The 19,430-nt window shown below is 71.2% G+C and carries 20 protein-coding genes; 5 read left to right on the top strand and 15 right to left on the bottom strand.

Annotated elements, in window-relative coordinates; translation table 11 throughout:
- Window positions 1-43: 43 nt before the first annotated feature.
- The 3 genes from ACZ63J_RS16450 to ACZ63J_RS16440 all read left to right on the top strand — a co-directional run bounded on the left by ACZ63J_RS16450 (window position 44) and on the right by ACZ63J_RS16440 (window position 2,862).
- Complete coding sequence (locus ACZ63J_RS16450) at window positions 44-1,660, top strand: alpha/beta hydrolase (protein WP_465400019.1); 1,617 nt, start codon at window positions 44-46, stop codon at window positions 1,658-1,660.
- Window positions 1,661-1,776: 116 nt separating this feature from the next.
- Complete coding sequence (locus tag ACZ63J_RS16445) at window positions 1,777-2,049, top strand: helix-turn-helix domain-containing protein (RefSeq protein ID WP_465306720.1); 273 nt, start codon at window positions 1,777-1,779, stop codon at window positions 2,047-2,049.
- The gene (locus tag ACZ63J_RS16440; protein ID WP_465400020.1) at window positions 2,050-2,862 is read left to right on the top strand and encodes a GNAT family N-acetyltransferase; all 813 of its coding nucleotides are present in this window, start codon (window positions 2,050-2,052) and stop codon (window positions 2,860-2,862) included.
- Here ACZ63J_RS16440 and ACZ63J_RS16435 read toward each other — a convergent pair.
- From ACZ63J_RS16435 to ACZ63J_RS16375, 13 genes are all read right to left on the bottom strand, one after another.
- Complete coding sequence (locus ACZ63J_RS16435; protein WP_465333421.1) at window positions 2,859-3,437, bottom strand: EndoU domain-containing protein; 579 nt, start codon at window positions 3,435-3,437, stop codon at window positions 2,859-2,861. The genes ACZ63J_RS16440 and ACZ63J_RS16435 overlap by 4 nt on opposite strands.
- A gap of 31 nt (window positions 3,438-3,468) precedes the next feature.
- Window positions 3,469-4,749, bottom strand: a complete 1,281-nt coding sequence (locus ACZ63J_RS16430; RefSeq protein ID WP_465400021.1) for a hypothetical protein — start codon at window positions 4,747-4,749, stop codon at window positions 3,469-3,471.
- Entirely contained in the window at window positions 4,743-5,348 is a 606-nt protein-coding gene (locus ACZ63J_RS16425) for an ABC transporter ATP-binding protein (RefSeq protein WP_465306714.1), read from the bottom strand. Before ACZ63J_RS16425 ends, ACZ63J_RS16430 begins: the two co-directional genes overlap by 7 nt.
- On the bottom strand, window positions 5,345-6,220 hold the full coding sequence (locus ACZ63J_RS16420) for a TIGR03621 family F420-dependent LLM class oxidoreductase (RefSeq protein ID WP_465400022.1): 876 nt from the start codon (window positions 6,218-6,220) through the stop codon (window positions 5,345-5,347). The genes ACZ63J_RS16425 and ACZ63J_RS16420 overlap by 4 nt, the downstream gene beginning before the upstream one ends.
- A gap of 13 nt (window positions 6,221-6,233) precedes the next feature.
- Window positions 6,234-7,070, bottom strand: a complete 837-nt coding sequence (locus ACZ63J_RS16415; protein WP_465400023.1) for a TIGR03621 family F420-dependent LLM class oxidoreductase — start codon at window positions 7,068-7,070, stop codon at window positions 6,234-6,236.
- Between the two features lie 78 nt (window positions 7,071-7,148).
- Window positions 7,149-8,969, bottom strand: a complete 1,821-nt coding sequence (locus tag ACZ63J_RS16410) for a phosphoenolpyruvate carboxykinase (GTP) (RefSeq protein WP_465400024.1) — start codon at window positions 8,967-8,969, stop codon at window positions 7,149-7,151.
- A 293-nt stretch (window positions 8,970-9,262) separates the two neighbouring features.
- Window positions 9,263-9,976 carry a hypothetical protein gene (locus ACZ63J_RS16405; protein WP_465400025.1) on the bottom strand — a complete coding sequence of 238 codons (714 nt, stop codon included), beginning with the start codon at window positions 9,974-9,976 and terminating at the stop codon, window positions 9,263-9,265.
- Between the two features lie 103 nt (window positions 9,977-10,079).
- Entirely contained in the window at window positions 10,080-11,918 is a 1,839-nt protein-coding gene (locus tag ACZ63J_RS16400) for a dynamin family protein (RefSeq protein WP_465400026.1), read from the bottom strand.
- Window positions 11,915-12,391: a nucleotide exchange factor GrpE gene (locus tag ACZ63J_RS16395; RefSeq protein WP_465400027.1), complete on the bottom strand. Its 477-nt coding sequence runs from the start codon at window positions 12,389-12,391 to the stop codon at window positions 11,915-11,917. Before ACZ63J_RS16395 ends, ACZ63J_RS16400 begins: the two co-directional genes overlap by 4 nt.
- A gap of 48 nt (window positions 12,392-12,439) precedes the next feature.
- On the bottom strand, window positions 12,440-13,054 hold the full coding sequence (locus ACZ63J_RS16390) for a TetR/AcrR family transcriptional regulator (RefSeq protein ID WP_465400028.1): 615 nt from the start codon (window positions 13,052-13,054) through the stop codon (window positions 12,440-12,442).
- The gene (locus ACZ63J_RS16385) at window positions 13,051-13,530 is read right to left on the bottom strand and encodes a YqeB family protein (RefSeq protein WP_465306699.1); all 480 of its coding nucleotides are present in this window, start codon (window positions 13,528-13,530) and stop codon (window positions 13,051-13,053) included. Before ACZ63J_RS16385 ends, ACZ63J_RS16390 begins: the two co-directional genes overlap by 4 nt.
- Before the next feature lie 46 nt (window positions 13,531-13,576).
- Complete coding sequence (locus tag ACZ63J_RS16380) at window positions 13,577-14,224, bottom strand: hypothetical protein (RefSeq protein WP_465306697.1); 648 nt, start codon at window positions 14,222-14,224, stop codon at window positions 13,577-13,579.
- 59 nt (window positions 14,225-14,283) lie between these two features.
- On the bottom strand, window positions 14,284-15,792 hold the full coding sequence (locus ACZ63J_RS16375) for a dynamin family protein (protein ID WP_465307044.1): 1,509 nt from the start codon (window positions 15,790-15,792) through the stop codon (window positions 14,284-14,286).
- Between the two features lie 191 nt (window positions 15,793-15,983).
- Between ACZ63J_RS16375 and ACZ63J_RS16370 the strand changes: the two genes are divergently transcribed.
- Both ACZ63J_RS16370 and ACZ63J_RS16365 read left to right on the top strand, forming a co-directional pair.
- Window positions 15,984-17,153 carry a sensor histidine kinase gene (locus tag ACZ63J_RS16370; RefSeq protein ID WP_465400029.1) on the top strand — a complete coding sequence of 390 codons (1,170 nt, stop codon included), beginning with the start codon at window positions 15,984-15,986 and terminating at the stop codon, window positions 17,151-17,153.
- On the top strand, window positions 17,150-17,806 hold the full coding sequence (locus ACZ63J_RS16365; protein ID WP_465400030.1) for a response regulator: 657 nt from the start codon (window positions 17,150-17,152) through the stop codon (window positions 17,804-17,806). Before ACZ63J_RS16370 ends, ACZ63J_RS16365 begins: the two co-directional genes overlap by 4 nt.
- A 3-nt stretch (window positions 17,807-17,809) precedes the next feature.
- Here the strand turns inward: ACZ63J_RS16365 and ACZ63J_RS16360 are convergent, their stop codons facing one another.
- Both ACZ63J_RS16360 and ACZ63J_RS16355 read right to left on the bottom strand, forming a co-directional pair.
- Window positions 17,810-18,721 (bottom strand): SDR family NAD(P)-dependent oxidoreductase, encoded by a 912-nt coding sequence (locus ACZ63J_RS16360; protein ID WP_465400031.1) that lies wholly within the window; start codon window positions 18,719-18,721, stop codon window positions 17,810-17,812.
- Window positions 18,718-19,305 (bottom strand): TetR/AcrR family transcriptional regulator, encoded by a 588-nt coding sequence (locus ACZ63J_RS16355; protein WP_465333398.1) that lies wholly within the window; start codon window positions 19,303-19,305, stop codon window positions 18,718-18,720. Before ACZ63J_RS16355 ends, ACZ63J_RS16360 begins: the two co-directional genes overlap by 4 nt.
- Window positions 19,306-19,430: the final 125 nt, after the last annotated feature.

Below are 19,430 nucleotides of genomic sequence, written 5' to 3'. Positions count from 1 at the left end.
AATAGCGCGACTCCACTACGTGAAATCCCAAAGGGGCAACTGTATGACACGACTTCGCTACGCGGTGGTGATCCCGGCGGTCGCCGGCACCCTGCTGGCCGGGTTCACGCCTGCGTTCGCAGGTCAGGAGGCGGCGCGCACGCAGCCGCTGAACTCCACGAACATCCCGGCGCAGTACGCGAACCAGAAGCTCGACTGGCACAAGTGCGCAGTCCCCTCCGAGCTGCCGACGGCTCCGCCCGCGGGCGCCGAGGACATGGAGTGCGCGACCTACAAGACGCCGCGCAACTGGTACCAGGCCAACGCCCAGATCGACCTGACCATCGCGGTCAGCCGCCTGAAGGCGACCAAGGACGCGACGGCCAGCGTTGTCACCAACCCCGGCGGCCCGGGCGCGCCCGGGCGCAACTTCCCGGCGCGGCTGCGCAACCAGCCGAAGCTGCGGGAGCACCAGGAGATCGTCGGCTTCGACCCGCGCGGCACCGGCAAGAGCACGAACATCACCTGCGGTGGCGCCATCGGCACCGGCTCGGACCTGGACCCGCGTGACCGCGACCGGGCGAACCTGAACCTGATCCTGCAGGCGACGAAGTACGCGGCGCAGTCGTGCCAGGTGAAGTCCGGCGAGCTCGGCCCGCTGATCAACACCGACCAGACGGTCAAGGACATCGACCTGCTGCGCGTGCTGCTCGGCCGCGACAAGATCAACTGGGTCGGCTACTCGGCGGGCACCTGGATGGGCGCGCACTACGCCCAGGCCTACCCGACGCGCACCGGCCGGTTCGTCCTCGACTCGTCGACGGAGTTCACGACTACCTGGCAGAAGTCGTTCGACTGGCAGCCGCTCGGCTTCGAGCGCCGCTGGCGCCAGGACTTCCTCCCGTGGATGGCGAAGTACGACAAGCTCTACCACTTCGGCACCACCGGTGAGGCGGCTCGCCAGACCTACGAGCAGGTCCGCTACGCCCTGACCCAGGGCGCGGTCACCCTGCCCGACGGTTCGAGCGTGTCGGCCAACGGCCTGGACGCCTTCATCGCGTCGCAGATCTACTCGAAGCGCGCCTTCCCGGGCCTGGCGGACTACCTGGTCAGCGTCCGCACGCTGACCCAGGGCGGCACGTCGGCGCAGGCCAAGTCCTCGGCCGCGCAGAAGGTCAAGGCCGCGGACAAGGGCACGGTCACCTACGGCCCGCAGCCGCTGATGGTCCCGGCCGACGGTGACTCCTACGACGCGTCGTTCTGGAGCATCCCCTGCAACGAGGGCCCGTGGACCGGCACCCCGAACAGCGCGATCAAGGACTCGCAGAAGCTGATCGACAAGCAGCAGCCGCTGCTGGGCGCGGGCTGGTTCATCCAGCCGTGCCTGTTCTGGAAGAAGACCCCGGCGCCGCTGCCCGTGCTCAACGGCAAGGGTGTCCCGCCGGTGCTGATCGTCGAGTCGGAGCACGACCCGGCGACGCCGATCGAGGGCGCGCGCCGCGCGCACAAGGCGTTCGACGGTTCGCGCATGCTGACGATCACCGGCGAGGGTGACCACGGCATCTACGCCGGCGGCAACGCGGGTGTGGACAAGGTCGTGGAGGCCTACCTGGTGGACGGCGTCGTGCCGAACGACCAGAGCCTGCCCGGCATGCCACTTCCGGTGCCCGCGGGCGCCTGACACCACAAGAAGTAGTGGAGCCCCCGCCGAACGGACGTTCGGCGGGGGCTTTTCCACACCTGTGCACAGAGTTGTCCACAGGCGGTGGATAACCGGGTGGTATTAGAATAGGTGCCATGGTTCGAGTGCCGCTGACGGACGAAGAGCGCGAACGGGGCGAGCGCCTCGGCCAGGCACTGCGAACGGCACGGGGCGGCCGGAGCATGGTTGAGGTCGCTGGGGAGGCCGGGATTTCGGTCGAGACGCTCCGGAAGATCGAGACCGGGCGGATTCCGACTCCGGCGTTCTTCACGGTGACGGCGATCGCGGATGCCGTGGGGCTGTCGTTGGAGGAGCTGCGGGCGGTGGTTGCGCCGGCTGGGTCGTCGCCGCTTTCCCAGGCGAGCTAGGTGCGTTCTACCGGGGATGTCGAGGAGTTCCTTGGCCGGGCCGGAGACTTCCTGCGCTCACGCGCCGCGCTGCACACCACCGCGTTGACGACCGTCGAGAAGCTGCGGAAGAAGCCGGAAGCGGTCATCTTCGGCTGGCTGGAGCGCGAAGGTGAGGTCGACGCGATCTTCTACCGCCGCGCGTCGCACCGTCTGGCCCTCACCCCACTCTCGCCGGCGCGAGCCGGAGCCCTCGCCGAGCAGCTGGCCGGACGCGGCTGGGCGCTGTCCGGCGTCACGGCCGAAGACACCACCGCCACCGCGTTCGCCGAGGCATGGCAGCGGGAGACCGGCGTGGTGCCGACGCCCAGTGCGCATGTCCGGCTCTACCGGCTCGGCACGCTCACCTCGCCGGCGCCGGTCCCGGGACACGCCCGAGACGGCCGGGACCAGGACGAGATCCTCCGCTGGTGCGCCGCCTTCGCCGAATCCGTCGGCGGTGCGCCGGTGGACGCGGCCACCTGGGGCGATTCGCCCTTCGCCGGCAAGCGCTTCACGTTCTGGGAGACACCCGACGGCGTCCCCGTGTCCATGGCGGGTTCGACGGCCATGGTGGCCGGAATGGTCCGGGTCGACCCCGTCTACACCCCGGACCGCTTCCGGGGCCGCGGGTACGCGGGCGCTGTCACGACCGAGGTGAGCCAGGCCGCGCTGGCCGCCGGGGCCACCGACGTCGTGCTCTACACGAACCCCGGCAACCCCGCCAGCAACGCGCTCTACCAGCGGATCGGATACCTCCCGCTCGCTGACGTCACCGGCTACGACTTCGCCTAGACCGGGCGCAGCTGGGTCAGGATGTGCTCGCGGTCGTTGAGGAACGCGCACGCCGGCACCGGGAGGTCGTAGCTGTTGAGGAGCTTCTCGAAGTCGGAGAACTCGTCCGCTGACAGGTTCAGGCCGAGCTTGACCGCGTGGGCGCACAGGACGTCGGCCAGTTCCTCCCACTCGCCCGACCACAGCAACGTTCGGTAGTGCGTGTAGTTCTCCGGGGAGAGCCGGTCGGCCAGGCAGGTCAGGACGCTGTCAGCGAAGAAGCTGATCCGGTTTTCCTTGAGGTCCGCGACCGTCGGGTTCGCCGGGTCGCGGGCCGTGTCCGGGTTGCGGACCACTCCCGGGCCGGCCACCGGGTACGCCGTGTGGACGTTTCCGTCCTCCTCGACGAGCACGATCAGGTGGACGTTGAACCGCTCGCCCGCGCAGCGCCAGCGGCCGTTCAGCTGCTGCCGGCGCGCCTCGCCCGGGTCGTTCGCGACGTCCTTGACCACCGCGATGATGTGCTCGTCGCTCCAGCCGGCCGGGAACTCGCTGGTGCCCCTGCGACCCACCCCCGGTGCGTGCCCGCCGCCCACTGGCTGCTCCCTTCGTCGCAACGAGCGTAGGTCAAATGCCGAGGGAGAGCACCACGATCCCGAGAACCTGCAGGTCGAGGCCCCGGAAGAGCTGGCGGACGAGGTTGGCGGGCATCGGGCCCATCGGCGTGTCGACAAACGCCGGGTTGCCGTAGTCGACAGCCTTGCGGGTGACCGTGCGCAGGATCGAGAGCACCGACAGCGGCACGGCGAGCCACGCCGGCCCGGCGAACGACGTCCCGGCGGCCAGCATGACGGCGAACAGGACCACCGCCCAGAGCAGGCCGGCGCCGGTGAGCACCAGGCCGTGGGTCAGCACCAGCTCGCGGTTGGACGTCGCCAGCCAGCGGCGGCGGCCCGGGTTGCGCCAGAGCTCGCCGAGCCCGGCGCCGAACGGCGTGAGCGCGACGTAAGCGCCGATGCCGATCAGGACCGCGCCCGGCATCGTCGGCAACGCGATGTGCGCGACGACGACCGCGAAGGTGACCAGGGCCGCCGCGCCCGCGTAGCGGAACCGGCCGAGCGTGCCCGCCCAGGCCAGGCGCAACGCCGTCGGGCGGCGCAGCGAGATCCGCCCGATCGGCGCGGACGGCGGGAGCAGCATCATCGGGTCGAGGAACGTGACGGCGACCGAGCGCAGCACCCGGCCGTCCCACCCGGCCAGCAGCGCCGCGCGGCCCGCGCGCGAGACCGGCTCACCGCCGAACGCCAGCGGCAACGCGGCCACCAGCACCGCGGCCGCGACGAGCTGCACGGTCACCGGGCCGAGGCCGAACGCGGCGATCACCAGGCCGAGCACCGCGAGCACCAGCGGACCGGCCGCGTCGAACCCCAGCGCCGTCCGCCGGGCGGAGGCGAACGCCGTCACCGCGGTCGCGACGACCACCGCGATCGCCGCCCGCCACTGCTCGATGCCCGCGCCGCCGACGGCGAGCAGGAGCGCGGCCAGGTAGCCGGTCACCACGACCACGCCGGTCCAGGCGCCGAGCAGCCGCAGCGTCACGACGCGGCCGCGGTCGACCGGTGCGAAGTCGAGCCAGGTCAGCTCCGCCGGTTCGACCCACGCGAACCCGCGGCGCAGCAGGCCGCGCCAGCCCACCGCGCAGCAGAGCGTCAGCAGCCCGAGCACCGCCGGGAAGTCCACCCGCGACGAGCCGTAGACCGCCGGGCGCCACGCGTCGACGTGGAAGAACGCGGTGAACAGGAACCCGAAGCCGAACAGGAAGACGAACGACGCCGTGTCGCCGCTGAAGATCCCGCCGAACCGCTTGCGGCCCGGGATCCGCATCCGGCGAGGCGCGAGCGTCACCACAGCTCGAGGACGCTGTCCGCGGCCTCCAGCAGCGGCGGGTGGTGCGTCGCCACCACGACCGCCGCGCCCGCCGCCGTCGACCGGCCGATCACCTCGACCAGCCACTCCTTGCCCGCGGTGTCGAGCGCGCGCTCCGGCTCGTCGAGCAGCAGCACCCGGTGCGGGCGCGCGGTGACGCCGAGCAGGAGCAGCCGGCGGCGCTGGCCCGCGGAGAAGTGCCCGGCCGTGACGCGCATGCGTTCACCCAGGCCCGCGTCGCGCAGCAGCTCTTCGTGGTCGCCGAGGTCGGCGCCGAACGAGCCGGAGAGCAGCTCGAGGTGCTGGAGCGGGGTCAGCTCGGCGAAGAAGTCGGAGTCGTCGAACAGCACCGACACCTTGCGGCGGAACTCGACGTCCCGCTCGTCCGGGAGCCGGCCGTCGACGAGCACGCGCCCCCGCTGCGGTGTCTGCATGCCGTAGAAGCAGCGCATCAGGGTCGACTTGCCGACCCCGTTCGGCCCGACGATCGCCGCGCACTCACCGGGGTCGACGGAGAAGTCCAGGTCGTCGAACAGCCAGTGCTCGCCGGCCCGGACGCCGATCCCCTTCGCGTCGATCACCGGAGTGCTTCGATCACCGGCGCGAACTGGGTCATGTTCTGCTCCAGGACGGTGTAGTAGGTCAGCCCGAACCGCTCGCGGTGCGCGTGGAGCTGCTCGGCGACCTCCTTGGCCGAGCCGACCAGCGCGGTCGGCAGCTCGGCGAGCTGCTCGACGTCCAGCACGCCCTTGGTCTGCTTCGCGAGCTCGGCCAGCGCGCCCGCGCGGTCGTCGGTGATGTACACGAAGTGGCAGAGCAGGTTGAACTCCACCTCGCGGCCGCCGAGCTTCGACCGGACGAACTCGACGCGCTCCTCGATCTCCGCGGCGCTCGCCGGGGCCAGCGCACCGCCGTCCGGCGTTTTGGCCGCGCCGGTGAAGCCGATGATGTCGGCGTGCTCGGCCGCCAGGGTCAGGAGCCGGTCGCCGCGGCCGGCGAGCAGCAGCGGCGGCCCGGCGGGACGCACCGGCGCCGGCTTGTGCTCGGGGTCGGCATACGCCCGCTTCAGCTCGAGGATCGCGCGTTCGAGGTGGTCGACGCGCTCGCGGGCCGGCGGGAACGCCATCCCGGCGGCCTCGAACTCCTCCTTGACGTACCCGGCGCCGAGCCCGAGCTCGAGGCGGCCGTCGGTGAACTGGTCGGCGCCCGTGACGTCCCGGGCGAGCAGCACCGGGTTGTAGAACGGCGTGTTCAGCACGAAGGTGGTGAGCCGGGCCCGCTCGGTGACCTCGGCGGCGAGCACCAGCGCCGGGAACGGCGGCGCCATCCCGAGGTGGTCCGCCGCGCCGATCACGTCGAAGCCGAAGTCCTCGGCCTTGCGGCACTTCTCGACCCACCCCGCGCGGTCGTCGGGCACGTGCATGTTGACACCGAAGCGGAAGTCCCCAGTCATACCGACAACGTACTCAGCGGAGCTTCTCGATCACCGGGGCCAGCCGGGTCAGGTCGTCTTCGACCACGGTGAAGTAGCTGACGCCGAGGGTCTCCCGCGTGCGCAACAGCTGCTCGGCCGCCGCTTCGGCCGAGCCGATGACGACGGTGGGCAGCTCGCCGAGCTCATCGGCGCCGAGGTGCGGAACGAGCCCGTGGGCCGCTTCGAGCGCCGTCCGGCGGTCATCGGTGATCCGGATGAAGTGGATCAGCAGGTTGAGTTCGGCGTCCCGGCCGCCGAGCGCTTGTTTCACGAAGTCCACGCGCTCGGCGAGCGCGGCGGGGCCGGCCAGCGCGAGCCGTCCCTCGGCCGCGCCCGGGGCGGTGCCGGTGAAGGCGATGGTGTCGGCGTGCTCGGCCGCGAAGGTCAGCATGCGGTCGCCGCGCCCGCCGAGCAGCAGCGGCGGCCGGGGCTCCCGCGCGCGCTCGAGTTCGGTCACCACGCGGACGACCCGGTCGAACCGCTGCCCGGCGGTGCCCCACTCGATCCCGGCGGCTTCGAACTCCGCTCGGACGTACCCGGCGCCGACCCCGACCTCGAGGCGGCCGCCGGTGAACTCGTCGAGCCCGGCGAGGTCGCGGGCCAGCAGCACCGGGTTGTGGAAGCTCGCGTTGAGGACGTACGTGTTCAGCCGGACCCGTTCGGTGGCTTCGGCGGCGAGCAGCAGCGCGGGGATCGGCGCGACCCGCCCGAGGTGGTCGACCACGCCGACGACGTCGTAGCCGAGGTCCTCGGCCTGACGGCACTTGGCCATCCATTCGGCGCGAGAACCGGGCGCCACCAAAGCCACGCCGAAGCGGAACGCTCTCATGGCGCGAACCTACCGGGCGCAGGAAGAAGGGGACGCCTCCCGGATGCGGCCGGAAGGCGTCCCCTTCTGCACGAGGGACTAGCTGAGGCGCTGGGCCAGCGCGTCGAGCTCGTCACGCAGCGAGGTCGGGACCTCGCCGATCTTCTGGAACCACTCCTCGATCAGCGGCAGCTCCGCGCGCCACTCCTCGGGCTTGACGTCCAGGGCGGCCTGGATGTCCTCGATCGGCTCGGTGAGGCCCTCGGTGTCGAGGTCCTCGGCGCGCGGCACGAAGCCGACCGGCGTCTCGACGGCGTTGCCCTTGCCCTCGACGCGCTCGATGACCCACTTGAGGATCCGCGAGTTCTCGCCGAAGCCCGGCCACAGGAACCGGCCGTCGTCGCCGCGGCGGAACCAGTTGACGTAGAAGATCTTCGGCAGCTTGTTCGCGTCGGCGTTCTTGCCGAGGTTCAGCCAGTGCTTGAAGTAGTCACCGGCGTGGTAGCCGAGGAACGGCAGCATCGCCATCGGGTCGCGGCGCACGTTGCCCACCGCGCCGGCGGCCGCGGCCGTCGTCTCCGACGACATCGTGGCGCCCATGAAGACACCGTGCTGCCAGTCGCGGGCCTCGTTCACCAGCGGCACCGTCGTCTTGCGACGGCCGCCGAAGAGGATCGCCGAGATCGGCACGCCCTTCGGGTCGTCCCACTCGGGCGCGAGGATCGGGCACTGCGACATCGGCGTGCAGTAGCGCGAGTTCGGGTGGGCGGCCTTCTCGTCCGAATCGGGCGTCCAGTCCTGGCCCTTCCACGACGTCGCGTGGGCGGGCTGGTTCTCCATGCCCTCCCACCAGATGTCGCCGTCGTCGGTCAGGGCGACGTTCGTGAAGACCGTGTTGCCCTTCTCGATCGTGCGCATCGCGTTCGGGTTGGTGTGCCAGTCGGTGCCCGGCGCGACGCCGAAGAAGCCGAACTCCGGGTTCACGGCGTAGAGACGGCCGTCTTCGCCGAAGCGCATCCACGCGATGTCGTCACCGAGGGTCTCGGCGCGCCAGCCCGGGATGGTCGGCTGCAGCATCGCGAGGTTGGTCTTGCCGCAGGCGCTCGGGAACGCCGCCGCGACGTAGTGGACCTTGTCCTCGGGCGAGATCAGCTTGAGGATCAGCATGTGCTCGGCGAGCCAGCCCTCGTCGCGGGCCATCACCGAGGCGATGCGCAGCGAGTAGCACTTCTTGCCCAGCAGCGAGTTGCCGCCGTACCCCGAGCCGTAGCTCCAGATCGCGCGCTCTTCGGGGAAGTGCGAAATGTACTTCGTCGTGTTGCAGGGCCAGGAAACGTCCTTCTCGCCCGGCTCGAGCGGGTGCCCGACGGAGTGCAGCGCCGGCACGAATTCACGCTCGCTGCCATCCGGTGCGACGAACTTGTCGAGGGCCGCCTTACCCGCGCGGGTCATCACGCGCATCGAAGCGACGACGTAGGCGAAATCGGTGATTTCGATACCCAGCTTGGGGTTCTCGTCGGCGAGGGGACCCATGCAGAAGGGGATGACGTACATCGTGCGGCCGCGCATCGAGCCCCGGAAGAGCTCGGTCATGGTGGCCTTCATCTCGGCCGGGTCCATCCAGTTGTTGGTCGGACCGGCGTCCTCGGGACGCTCCGAACAGATGAAGGTCCGGTCCTCGACGCGGGCCACGTCGTTGGGGTCGGAAGTCGCCCAGAAGGAGTTGGGCTTGGACTTGAGCTGCACGAACGTGCCGGCGTCGACCAGCTCCTGGTTGATCCGGGCGGCTTCTTCGTCTGACCCGTCGACCCACACCACGCGGTCCGGGGTGGTCAGCTCGGCGACCTCCCGGACGAAGGACAGCACGCCGGTGTGCGTCGTCGGCGCGGTGTCCAGTCCGGGGATGGCGACTGCGGTCATCTCTACTCCTGACTTCCGACGACAAATGAGCCCGCACCGGGAACGACGCTGTTCCGGTGCGGGCTTCATTGCCTGCGGCCGAATGGCTTCGCACACCGGCTGACAACCGGTGTGCGGGTTTTGGGATTCTTCGAGAGTAACCGCATGACCAGCAGGTAACCGAGAGCTGACGTGTACGTTCTCTCACAGGACCGATAAGGGAATCGATTCAGATGGCGGATTTTCTTTCATTGAAGACATGAAGAAAGCCCGAGGCCGGAGCCTCGGGCTTTCAAACTGTGACCTGGCTAACCTCAGTTGGGGGAGATCCACTGCCCGGTGCCGGAGTCGATGCGCGCGACGCCCTCGAGCGTCTGCGTGCCGGCGCCGCCCCATTCGGCGTCGCCCGCCGGGTCGCCGATCGGCTCGCCGCCGCCCGAGTCCATCAGTCCACTGGAGACTTCGGTCCACTGGCCGGGTCCGCTGTGCTCGAACGTCGTGGTCGTGCCGTCGGCGTCGGTCTGCACGGCGATGTCCGCCTCGCCGTCGCCGTCCTTGTCGGTGAGGGCGATCGTGCCGCCGCTCTTCGTCTCGACGATGGCGGTGTCGTTGTGCCCGTCGTGGTCGGTGTCGATCGTCGCGGCGCCGGCGTCGATCTCGCCGTCCGGCAGGTCGGCGTGGATGTGCCCGCCGGAGCCGTCGTCGCGGCCGCCGCCGGTGTCGGAGTCGTCGTGGCCGCCGCCCCCGGACTGGACCCACTCACCGCTGGCCTCGTCGTAGACGGCCTGCTCGACGACGTGCCCGGTCTCGTCCAGCACGGCGTACTGGTCGGCCTGGCCGTCGTGGTTCGAGTCGATGAAGGCCTGGGCCGTGCCGTCGTCGTGCTCGACGATCGCGGTGTCGTTGACGCCGTCCTCGTTCACGTCGTAGTTGACCTCGGCCTGGTACTCCTGGCCGTCGACGTGGACGGTCATCGCGTTCGTACCGCTCGCGTCGGTGTCGCTGCCGCCACTCTCGTCGACCCACATGGGACTTCCCCCTTCGAACCGGGTAACGCCGTCTCTGACCTGCTGCCTGAGGGTATGACTCACCGTAGGCCCGTTCGGTTCCGGTTCACAACCGGACGGGCGGTCAGGCCGCCTTGTCCCGCAGTGCCCGGATGCGGGTCAGGAAGGCTTCGGCGCGCTCACGGCCGTCGCTGACCTCTTTGAGCCGCTTCGAGACGATCGTGATCTTCTTGGCGCGCTCCTGGGCACCCATCTTGATCGTCTTGTCGACTTCCTTCAGCTCGGCTTCGATCGCGTCGATGCGCCGGCCCAGCGCCTCGTCGAGGGCCATCGACAGCTGCTGCTCGGCCTCGATGAGCTGTTCGGCGACGAGCTGGTCGAGCGTCGAGCGGGCGTCCGCGATGGCCTCGACCAGCCACTGCTTCATGTGCTGCTTGTCGGCCGCGTGCTTACGGGTGCGGGCCATCCACCAGCCGGCGCCGAGGCCGATGATGATCGTCGCGGGCAGCACCACCGGGTTGAGGATCGCGACGCCGGCCAGCGGCAGCGCGGCCACCTTGCCGGCGCCGACGCCGCCCGAGATGCCCATGAAGACGAGCAGCTTGTCCTCGGCCGTCGGCGGTTTTTTGTCCGGCGGCCGCAGCACGACCGGCGGGCCGCCGGCCCGGGCGAACTGCGCGCGGATGACGTCGAGCTCTTCGGGGGAGAACAGCTCCGACAGCGAGACGTTGGTGACCTGGTTGAGCCGCTGCGAGAGCAGCATCGAGACCCGCTGCGACGTCGTCTGCAGCGCGATGTCCACCTGCTGCGGCAACGCGGCGAGCGCGTCCCGCTTGGCGCCGTCGATCAGCTGGCGGAAGTGGGTCTGCGCGTCCCGCATCTGCCGGCTGCTCTCGTGGAGCACCTCGACGCGGGTGCGCTGCACCTCGCCGCGCAGCTTCAGCTGCCAGCCGCGGGTCGACGTCCGGCGCTCGGCCTGCAGCTGGTCACGGCGTTCGCGCAGCACCTCGGCCTCGGCCTCGCCCGCGGACAGGGCCCGGCTTTCGGCCTGCAGCTTCGCCTTCAGCTCACCCAGCGCGCTGGACAACGCGCGCAGCGTGTTCGCCTCGGCGAGCATCGCCGAGCGGCCGACGAGCAGCTCCTGCAGCGCCGTCTGGATCGCCGCGATCCCGGACTTCTCGCGCAGCATCGCGGCGACCTGCTCGTTGGGCGCCTTCGCCGCGGTCTCGAACACCCGCGCCGACACCGGGTGGAACACGGCGTCGGCGAAGCGGGGCGCGTGCTCGCGCAGCAGCTGCCGGTCGGCCTCGAGGACCTCGCGCCAGCCGCGGAACATGTCCACTTTGGTCAGCGCGAACACGACGGTCTCGACGCGCTCGCCGACGTCCCGCAGGAACTGCAGCTCGGTCGAGGTGAACGGCGCCGAGGCGTCCACGACGAACAGCAGCGCGGTCGCGCCCGCGGCGGCTTCCTTGGCGAGCTCGCCGTGCATCGAGTCGAGCCCGCCGACGCCCGGGGTGTCGACCAGCGACAGCCGTTCGAGCAGCGGCACCGGCCCGGTGACCTCGACGTAGCGCGGCGGGATCTGGCCCGGCGGCAGCTCGTGCGCCGCGGACACCCAGTTGATCAGCTGGCCGAGGTCGATCGGCACCGGCGCCAGCTGGCCGGGGTAACAGGCGTGCGCGCCCCACGTCTCGGCGTGGTCGAACACGAGGTAGGTGGCGGTGGCGACGTCGGCGTCCACCGGGGACAGTCCCGGCCGCGCGAGCAGCGCGTTGACCAGGGAGCTCTTCCCGCGGTTCGTCTCGCCGACGACCACGACGGCCGGCTTCTTCGGCCGCGCGCGCCGGACCTCTTCGACCCACTTGGCGGCGGCCGGGTCGGCGTCGCGGACGACGGTCAGCAGCTGGTCGCGCGCCGCCTGGACCTGTGCGGGCAGGCTCGGCGCGGTCGGTGCGCTCACGGGGTCTTCTTCGCGTAGACGGTGACGATCGGGGCACGCAGCAGGCGGTCGTGGTCGGCGAAGCCGGTGACCTCGGTTTCCGCGACCGTGCCCTCGAGCGCCGGGTCGTCGGTCGGGATCGCGCCACCGGCTTCGTGCCGGGCCGGGTCGAACCGCTCGCCGTCGGGCCGCAGGGCCTGGACGCCGATCGCGGCGAGCCCGGCTTCGAGGCGTTCGACCACTCCGCCACTGCGGGCGCGGTCCAGGGCGTAGAGGCACATCTGGATCAGCGCCTGGCGGTCGGCGAGTGCGCGCTCCAGGTCCATTACTTGCTGCTGCAAGGGGTGCACATCGGTGTCCGACGCCAGGGACGGCCCGGTGGTTCCCTTTTCCGCGTCCGCCTCTTCGATGATCTGCGCGAGGTTCACCGCGGCGATCTGGCCGGTGGGGGTGTCGTCGGGATCCACGGATCCGTCCTTGCGAAACCACGCCATGCGCACCACCCCGTCCCGGTTCCGCCAGATTCCACCAGTTTGGCCGACTCAGGCGCCATCCGGGGGCGAAACGGGACGAAGGAACCGGACCAGGATCGTCCGGAGGATCGCCAGCTCGGCGGGCAGATCGAGGTCGGGGTCGAGGCTGGCCCGCGAGATCATCGCGTCGACGAGCCCGGCGACCCAGCCTGCCGCCGCCCGCGGCGCGACGCCGGGGTTGATCAACCCGGCGTCGGCGGCCCGCCCGACGAGGACGGCCAGGCCGTCGCGCAGGGCGCCGTCGTTGTGCTGGATCAGCGCGGCGAACTCGTCGTCGCGGGCGGCCTGGGCGGCGGCTTCGAGCACGAGCCGGACGACGGCCGGGTGCGCGATCTGGCCGGCCAGCTCGGCGACGACGTCGAGCAGCGCGTCCCACGGGTCGTCGGCTTCCGCGGCCGCGGCCAGCAGCTCGCCGGTCTCGGCGGCGTCGTCGGTGAAGATCGCCGTGAAGACCGCGCGCTTGCTGGGGAAGTAGTGGAAGAGGCTGCCGGAGCTGATGCCCGCGACGCGGCAGATGTCCGCCGTCGTCGTCCGCTCGAAGCCCTTCTCGGCGAAGCACCCGGCCGCGGCGTCGACGATCGCGCGGCGCTTGGCCGCGTGCTTGGCCGGGTCGACGGTCCTCATCGTTCGACGGGCGGCTCGTCGCGCCAGGGGTACCCGTGCTCGGCGAACGCCGGCGCCAGCTCGCGGCCGGAGAGGTCGGTCTTCTCGCGGGCGATCTCCCGGCCGTCGACCGTGCGCAGGACGAGCTCCTTGCCGTCGAGGTAGACGGACTCGAGGTCGGCCTCGATGCGGCGGGTCTTGTCGCCGCGGACCAGCGTGACCCGCGTCGGCGACACCGTGACGACCAGGCGTTCGTGCGCCCAGACCGCGGCGAACAGCAGGCCGAGCACCAGCCCGCCGCCGACCGCGGCCAGCGTCGCCCACGGCTGCGGCAACGCCGTGAGCACCCTGAACACACCTTGGAACGGGAAGGCGGGCAGCCCCACCACCCACGCGGCGATGGCCCACACGCCGACCCCGAGCACGGCGCCGGCCAGCGGGCAGCCGATCCAGGACCCGGTGCGCAGCCACGACGGTTCGTCGACGGTCGTCTCCATGCCGTCTATTATTAGACCGCGTACTCGGTTTATGAAAGCCGGGGGCTCAGACCAGCTGGCCGATCACGTCGCGGAGCACGGCTTCCAGGCCCGGGCCGTCCTCGGCGAGCCGGGAGGAGACCAGCAGCTGGTCGTCGGCCGTGCGCAGCCAGATCGACCCGGCCACGGAGATCTCGATGACGTTGAGCCGGAACGGGTACGCCCGCCGCCCCTGCCGCACCTCGGCCTCGCGCACGAGCTGGCCCAGCCGTTCGCCGGCCACGATCTGACGCCGGTAGAAACCGGGCGCCCACGGCGTGCCGCCGGACGGCTCACCCGCGCCGCGCAGGGCGGGGCCGCGGGCGTTGGCGAAGTGCCGGGCCGCTTCCGGGCCGAAGAAGTCGACCGCCTGCCGCATCGCCGACTCCGGCGCGAGCGCCGGCCGGCCGTAGCGGCTGCGGGGGTTCCGGGGGTCGGGGTCCTCGCGGTTGCGGAGAAACCCCAGCAGGTCGACCCACCAGTCGGCCCACTGCGCCTGGACGGCCGCCCGGTCGATCCCGGGCGGAACGTGCACCGGCACCTGCGGCTCCACGGGCGGCAGCACCTGTCCCTCGGAAACGGACAGGGCCAGGGCGTCCCGGATGTACAGCGCGACGTCGACCTCCGTCTCGCTGCTCCAGCCGGCCCGCCAGGATGTCGTGTTTTCTAGGCGCACCTTTTCACAGTACGCGGGAAAGGGGGTCTACCTGCGAAAGTCGGCAAGCAGAAACAAACTCAGGCTTCCCGCAGCTGCTGCCAGATCAAGAAGTACGCGCGGTGCACGACGTGCGCGACGCGGCTCTGCGCCGGCGTCGCGCCGAAGGACGCGAACGACCGCCACCAGCCCGCGCGTTCGAGCGCGTGCGCGGTCAGCTCCGGCCGCGGGGCGCCGGGCTTGCCGAGCTGGGCGCCGATGTCGGCGTTGCTGCCGACCCGCAGCACCTCCTCCGACAGGTCTTCCGGCATGTCGACCGCGCCCGACGCGACCAGCGTCAGCGCTTCGAGCAGCCGCAGCTGGTGGGCCTCGGGCTTGGCGAGCAGCACCTCGATGGCGTCGTGGACGCGCTGGCGCTCGCCGGGGTCACCCGAAGTGTGCGCGAGCGCGGTGACCGAGGCCAGCGCCGCGGCCGCCTTGATCCCGTCGGCGCGGGCGGCGAACACCACCGAAAGCCGCTGCCGCACCGCTTCCAGGCCGGACGCGTCGAGCAGCGACCGCCGCAGCGAACCCGCCGTGAGCTCCGGCTCCTTGCGGAGGGCCTCGACGGCGTGCGAGATGCCGAACAGGTCCAGCTTCTCCAGCAGCCGCAGCCGGGTGCCGGCCGGGACGTCGCACTCCCAGCTGGTGAAGATGTCGGCCGAGATCAGCATGGTCTGGAGGATGTCGTCGTCGAGTGCGGCGAGCTGCCGCAGCGCCTCGGCGTCGGCGGAGGTGAAGCCGCCGGACTCCGCGGACTCGGCGATCAGCCCGATCACCGGCAGCACGTCGGCGACCCGCGGCTTCAGCGTCGACGCCTGCTTCTCCGACAGGATCGTCGCGGCCTTCCAGATGTCGCCGTCGGCGCCCTCGACCGACTCGGGCGCGATGGTGTCGGCCTTGTTGAGCACGGCGATCGCGTTGACCGGGCCCGCCTCGCGGCTCGCGGTGGCCGCGGTGAACGCGGCGAGGGCCTGCTGGTCGTCGGCGCGGACGCCCTGGGTGACGACGTACAGCACGGCTTCGGCGCCCGCGACGGCGTTGCGCGAAGTGTCGTCGAGCTCGTCCGAACCCTCTTCGTCCTCGCTGTGCTTCGCCGCGCCGAGGAGCTGCTCGGTGCGCGACACCGAAGCGGCGTCGAGCGAGCCGAGGCCGGGGGTGTCGATCACCGTCATGCCCTGCAGGACGGCGTTGGTCAGGTACGCCTCGATATGCGAAACCTTCGTGATGTCGACGCCCAGCTCGGCCGGGATCATCCCGTCCGAGGCGAAGGGGAGCACCTGCTTGGCGCCGTCGGTGAAGACGATTTCGACGCGGTCGACCGTGCCGTACTGGAACCGCGTCACCAGCCGCGTGCACTCACCGATGTCGGTCGGCGCGACCCGGCGCCCGATCAGCGCGTTGACCAGCGTCGACTTGCCCGACTTGATCCGCCCGGCGACGGCCACCTGCAGCGGCGCGCCCAGCCGCCGCAGCACTTCGGCGAACCCGGCCGCGGTGCGCGGGGAGACCTGCGACTGCAACCGGTGGCACAGGGTGGCCACCGACATCGACAGCGGACCCGCGAGCCGGCCCTGCTCCGGTGACGTCACGGCCCCCAGCCCTCCCCGGTCGTACGGACAACCCCGTGAATCGTGCCATGTCCCTCATCCTCGGGTCGCACCGAAGGTGGTACCGCCGACCGACGCGCTTCCGGCGGCCCGGGACCTAGTGTTGTCTGGTGCGACGGCTGAGTCTTTGGATGCGTGCCCACCCCATGGCGGGCGACACGGTGCTCGCCGTCCTGCTCGGCCTGGTCGACATGCTGCTGTTCGTCGCCGACGGGTTCGCCGAGGTGCCGGAGCTGCCGCCCTGGTACGTGGCGGTGCCGATCAACCTCGCGATGGTGACGCCGCTGGTGTTCCGGCGGAAGTCGCCGCTGTGGTCGGCGTACTCGGTGCTGGTGGTCAGCATCGTGCACGCGACGCTGCTGCTCGGCATCGGCAGTGTCGCCGGGCTGGCGATGAGCATCTACTCGGTGGTCGTCTACGCCGGCCGGCGCCAGGGCCTGCTGTTCGTGGGCGCGGTGCTGGTCGCGTCCGCCGTGCAGCTCGCGGTCGAAGAGCCGCAGGGCCTGGTCGTGCAGGTGCTGTTCCTCGCGTTCGGCATCGCCCTGTGCTGGACGCTCGGCGAGTTCGTCGGCGCCCGGCGCGCCTACGACGTGGAAGTGGAGGCCAGGTTGCACCTGCTCGAGACCGAACGGGACCAGGCCACCCGGATCGCGGTGGCGGAGGAGCGCGGCCGGATCGCGCGGGAGCTGCACGACGTCGTCGCGCACGCGGTGAGCGTCATGGTGGTGCAGGCCGACGGCGCGTCGTACGCGATCCAGAGCAACCCCGAGCTCGCCCAGCGGGCCCTGCAAACGATTTCCGAGACCGGCCGCGGCGCGCTCGGCGAGCTGCGCCGCCTGCTCGACGTGCTCCGCAGCGACGACGCGGACGGCGAACCCCGCGTGCCGCAGCCGGACGCGCACGCCCTCGCCGACCTGGCCGAGCGGATGCGCACGGCCGGCGTGCCGGTGGCGCTGGAGACCGACGAGCTCGGCGACCTGCCGGCCGGCGTCTCGCTCGGCGTCTACCGGATCGTGCAGGAGTCGCTGACCAACACGCTCAAGCACGCCGGGCGCGGCGCGACCGCGTCCGTGCGGGTGCACCGGACCGGCGACCTGATCGAGGTGCTGGTGTCCGACGACGGCGCGGGCCGCGTCCCGCAGCTGGCCGCGACGGCACAGGGCGGCCGGCTGCCGGGCGGCAACGGGCTGATCGGGATGCGCGAACGCGCCCACGTCTACGGCGGCACGCTCGAGGTCGGCCCGGCTCCGGGTGGTGGGTGGCAGGTCCGCGCGGCGCTGCCGGTTAGGTTGACCCCGTGATCCGTGTGGTGGTCGTCGACGACCAGGAACTGATGCGCGTCGGGTTCCGGATGGTGCTGGGCGCGCAGGCCGACATCGATGTCGTCGGCGAGGCCGGCGACGGCGCCCAGGCCATCCGGCTGGCCGAGGAGCTGCGGCCCGACGTGGTGCTGATGGACGTCCGGATGCCGGTGCTCGACGGGGTCGAGGCGACCAAGCGGATCGTCGCCGCCGGCACCGCGCGGGTGCTCGTGATGACGACGTTCGACCTCGACGAGTACGTCTACGCGGCGCTGCAGGGCGGCGCGAGCGGGTTCCTGCTCAAGGACACCCAGCCCGACCACCTGGTCTCGGCGCTGCGCGCGGTCGCCTCGGGGGACGCCGTCGTCTCGCCGTCGGTGACCAAGCGGCTGCTCGACCGTTTTGTCGGCGCGGGCGGCTCGCCGATGCGGGACACCGCCGAGCTCGACGTGCTCACCGACCGCGAACGCGAGGTGCTCGTGCTGATCGCGAAGGGCATGTCGAACCTGGAGATCGCGGAGGCGCTGTTCCTCTCGGAGGCGACGGTGAAGACGCACGTCGGGCGGATCCTGGCCAAGTTGGAGCTGCGAGACCGGGTGCAGGCCGTGGTGCTGGCCTACGAAACCGGCCTCGCCCGCCCCGGCCTCGCTTGAGCGTCAGCGGAAGTCGTCCGGTGGGGTCGTCGCCGGGTCCTTGCCCGCGTGGCGGACTTCGGTTAGCCAGCGGCCGAAGTCCGGGCGGTCGCCGTCGATGTCGGTGTAGCCGTACTCCTTCATCAGCGTCCACGATGCCAGCGTCTGGCCGGCGAAGCGGGAGACGGCGGGGTCCTGCGCCAGGGCCGCGACGCCGCGGGCCAGCAGGTACGGCGTCTCGGAGATCTTGAAGTCGACCGGTGCGATCTTGCCGACCGCGTCGCGCCAGTTGTCCTCGGTGACTTCGAACGCGTTCAGCATCGACTCCGACCGGAGGAAGCCCGGGGTCACGGCGAGGCCGACGCAGTCGTTCTTCTTCAGCTCCACGCCCAACGCCCGGCCGAGCGCGCGGATGCCGCACTTGGCCAGGTAGTACGGCAGGCCCGCGCCGACGTAGTCGTCGTTGTCGCCGTCGGTCACCTCCAGCACCAGCCCGCGCCGCGCGACCACCAGCGGCAGGAGCTTGTGCAACGCGATGAGATGGGTGTCGAGCGCGTTGTGCGTCAGGTTCAGCGCGTCTTCGAGCGGCGTCTCCCAGAACGGCGCGTCGAAGTGGAAGTACATGTCGCCGCCCCAGACGTCGTCGACCAGGATGTCGATTCCGTCCACTTCGGACTCGATGCGGGCCTTCAGTGCGTCCACATCGGACTGCGACGAGAAGTCGCAGCGGACGACGACGGCCTTGCCGCCCGCCGCTTCGACCAGCTCGCCCGTCTCTTCGATCGTTTCCGGGCGCTTCATCGGCGACACCGTTTCGCGCGTCGTCCGGCCGGTGACGTACACCGTCGCGCCCGCGCGGCCGAGCTCCACCGCGATCGCCCGGCCGCAGCCCCGGGTCGCGCCCGTCACCACGGCGACTTTGCCTTCCAGACTCATGAATCCTCCCGTCCCCGCCACGCGGACAGCACCGCGTCGACGTCCTCCGCCAGCCGGTCCGCCAACCGCCCGTGCGGCCGGATGGACCAGTCGATCGACACTCCGTTGATCACCCCGAGCACCGCGCGCGCGGCCCGGGGCACGCTCGGCGCGTGCGGCAACGCGGAAGCCGCCGCCCGCACCAGCCGTCGCAGCTCTTCTTCGACGGCGGTGAAGTGCTCGCCGAGCAGCGCCCGCAGCACCGGGTCGCCGATGTCCACGCCGAGCTGGCCCAGGTGGTTCGCCGCCTCTTCGGCGTCCCCGAGCACCGCGTAGACCGCCACCGCCGCGTCGCGCAGGCCGACGACCGGGTCGTCCGCCCGCTCGGCGCACTCCCGCATCAGCTCGACCGCCCGCCGCGTGGCCCGCCGGCTCATCTCCTGCAGCAGCCCGCTCTTCGAGCCGAACCGCTGGCCGACCGTGCCGACCGAGACACCCGCCTCGGCGGCCACCTGCGCCAGCGTGAAACCGGGGCCGCAGCGGCCGATCACGGTCTCCGCCGCAGCCAGCAGCCGCTCGTCGGTGATGCTCTTCGGCCGGGCCACGTCATTATTGAACCACAGTTCATTAATGACCGCGAATCAGGGTCGCCTCAGGGTCATCACGGATCGCGCATCGGCCGAAGAGCCAGCAAGGTACTACTCAGGTAGGGGGACCGGTTCGGCCTACA

This window comes from Amycolatopsis sp. NPDC104863, from assembly GCF_055582965.1.
This window is presented reverse-complemented; position numbering and strand designations above follow the sequence as displayed.

Excerpts from the sequence above, each read along its gene's own strand:
- ACZ63J_RS16450 (WP_465400019.1), top strand. The coding sequence starts at position 44 with ATGACACGACTTCGCTACGCGGTGGTGATCCCGGCGGTCGCCGGCACC.
- ACZ63J_RS16445 (WP_465306720.1), top strand. The coding sequence starts at position 1,777 with ATGGTTCGAGTGCCGCTGACGGACGAAGAGCGCGAACGGGGCGAGCGC.
- ACZ63J_RS16420 (WP_465400022.1), bottom strand. The coding sequence starts at position 6,220 with ATGACTGGGGACTTCCGCTTCGGTGTCAACATGCACGTGCCCGACGAC.
- ACZ63J_RS16415 (WP_465400023.1), bottom strand. The coding sequence starts at position 7,070 with ATGAGAGCGTTCCGCTTCGGCGTGGCTTTGGTGGCGCCCGGTTCTCGC.
- ACZ63J_RS16410 (WP_465400024.1), bottom strand. The coding sequence starts at position 8,969 with ATGACCGCAGTCGCCATCCCCGGACTGGACACCGCGCCGACGACGCAC.
- ACZ63J_RS16405 (WP_465400025.1), bottom strand. The coding sequence starts at position 9,976 with ATGTGGGTCGACGAGAGTGGCGGCAGCGACACCGACGCGAGCGGTACG.
- ACZ63J_RS16395 (WP_465400027.1), bottom strand. The coding sequence starts at position 12,391 with ATGGCGTGGTTTCGCAAGGACGGATCCGTGGATCCCGACGACACCCCC.
- ACZ63J_RS16390 (WP_465400028.1), bottom strand. The coding sequence starts at position 13,054 with ATGAGGACCGTCGACCCGGCCAAGCACGCGGCCAAGCGCCGCGCGATC.
- ACZ63J_RS16385 (WP_465306699.1), bottom strand. The coding sequence starts at position 13,530 with ATGGAGACGACCGTCGACGAACCGTCGTGGCTGCGCACCGGGTCCTGG.
- ACZ63J_RS16375 (WP_465307044.1), bottom strand. The coding sequence starts at position 15,792 with ATGTCGGTGGCCACCCTGTGCCACCGGTTGCAGTCGCAGGTCTCCCCG.
- ACZ63J_RS16370 (WP_465400029.1), top strand. The coding sequence starts at position 15,984 with ATGCGTGCCCACCCCATGGCGGGCGACACGGTGCTCGCCGTCCTGCTC.
- ACZ63J_RS16360 (WP_465400031.1), bottom strand. The coding sequence starts at position 18,721 with ATGAGTCTGGAAGGCAAAGTCGCCGTGGTGACGGGCGCGACCCGGGGC.